This window comes from Citrobacter sp. wls718, from assembly GCF_005280945.1.
In the GTDB taxonomy this organism is placed as follows: Bacteria; Pseudomonadota; Gammaproteobacteria; order Enterobacterales; family Enterobacteriaceae; genus Citrobacter; species Citrobacter gillenii.
On record NZ_SZWV01000002.1, the window covers coordinates 1 to 1,714 of the forward strand.

Below are 1,714 nucleotides of genomic sequence, written 5' to 3' on the forward strand. Positions count from 1 at the left end.
GGCCTGATAAGCAAAGCGCCATCAAGCGGATGGCGCAGAATGCCGGATGCGGCGTAACGCCTTATCCGGCCTACAATAGCGACGCCGGGGATCCCGGCTAACGCAACAAGCCGCTTATTCCTTCGGGTCTTTACCCGCCAGCAGCTTATCCAGCTCATCGCCGCCGACGTGACGGAAATCTTGTCCCTTCACGAAGTAGAAGATGTATTCGCAAATATTCTGGCAACGGTCACCGATACGCTCGATAGAACGGGCGCAGAACAGTGCGGTCAGCACGCTCGGAATGGTGCGCGGGTCTTCCATCATATAGGTCATCAGTTGGCGTACGATGCCCTCATATTCCTGGTCAACTTTCCTGTCTTCACGGTAAATACGCACCGCTTCGTCCAGATCCATCCGCGCAAATGCATCCAGAACATCATGCAGCATTTGCACCGTATGGCGACCCAGTGATTCCAGGCTTACCAGCAACGGCTGATGCTGCAGGGAGAATTTCTCCAGCGCGGTACGGCAAATTTTATCCGCTACATCACCAATACGTTCCAGCTCGGCGATAGTTTTGATGATTGCCATCACCAGGCGCAGGTCGCTCGCCGTCGGCTGACGCTTGGCAATGATGCGCACACAGGCTTCATCAATCGCCACTTCCATCATGTTGACGTTCTTATCGCCCTCAATGACGCGCTTCGCCAGCTCGCTGTCCTGGTTGTGCATAGCGGTAATGGCATCAGAAAGCTGCTGCTCCACCATGCCGCCCATGGTCATTACCTGGGTGCGGATGCTTTCCAGTTCTGCGTTGAACTGGCCGGAAATATGTTTATTAAGGTTCAGACTGTCCATAACGCGCTCCTGAATCAACCATAACGGCCGGTGATATAATCTTCTGTTTGTTTCTTCGCGGGCTTGGTGAACAGATCGTCCGTGTTGCTGAACTCAATCAATTCGCCCAGGTACATAAACGCCGTGTGGTCGGAACAACGCGCAGCCTGCTGCATGTTGTGGGTAACGATAACGACGGTGTAATCCTCTTTCAGCTCGGTGATCAGCTCTTCAATACGCCCGGTAGAGATCGGGTCGAGCGCCGAACACGGCTCATCCAGCAGCAACACTTCAGGGCGAATGGCAATACCACGCGCAATGCACAAACGCTGCTGCTGACCACCGGAGAGAGAGTACCCACTCTGGTGTAGTTTATCTTTGGTTTCATTCCATAATGCGGCCTTGGTCAAGGCCCACTGCACGCGCTCGTCCATGTCTGCACGCGAGAGTTTTTCAAACAGACGGACACCAAACGCGATGTTGTCGTAGATGGACATCGGGAACGGCGTCGGCTTCTGGAACACCATCCCTACTTTGGCACGCAGCAGCGCGATATCCTGGGTATTGGTGAGAATATTGTCGCCATCCAGCAGAATTTCACCTTCCGCACGCTGTTCTGGATACAGTTCAAACATTTTGTTGAAGGTACGCAGAAGCGTTGATTTACCACAGCCTGATGGCCCGATAAACGCCGTGACCTGGTTTTTAGCGATATCCAAGTTGATGTTCTTCAGGGCATGGAATTTGCCGTAGTAGAAGTTCAAATCACGAACCTGAATCTTACCTGGGGCAGTATCAACCATACTCATTTCAATCTATTCCTTATCATGCCTGATGGCGCGCAGCTTATCAGGCCTACAAATATGTTCGACCGTAGGCCGGATAAGGCGTTTAC

General features: G+C 52.6%; 2 protein-coding genes. Both read right to left on the bottom strand.

The window, feature by feature from the left end:
- Window positions 1-114: 114 nt before the first annotated feature.
- Entirely contained in the window at window positions 115-840 is a 726-nt protein-coding gene (gene phoU / locus FDW95_RS00020) for a phosphate signaling complex protein PhoU (RefSeq protein WP_115259878.1), read from the bottom strand.
- A gap of 14 nt (window positions 841-854) precedes the next feature.
- Complete coding sequence (gene pstB, locus FDW95_RS00025; protein ID WP_003023821.1) at window positions 855-1,628, bottom strand: phosphate ABC transporter ATP-binding protein PstB; 774 nt, start codon at window positions 1,626-1,628, stop codon at window positions 855-857.
- Window positions 1,629-1,714: the final 86 nt, after the last annotated feature.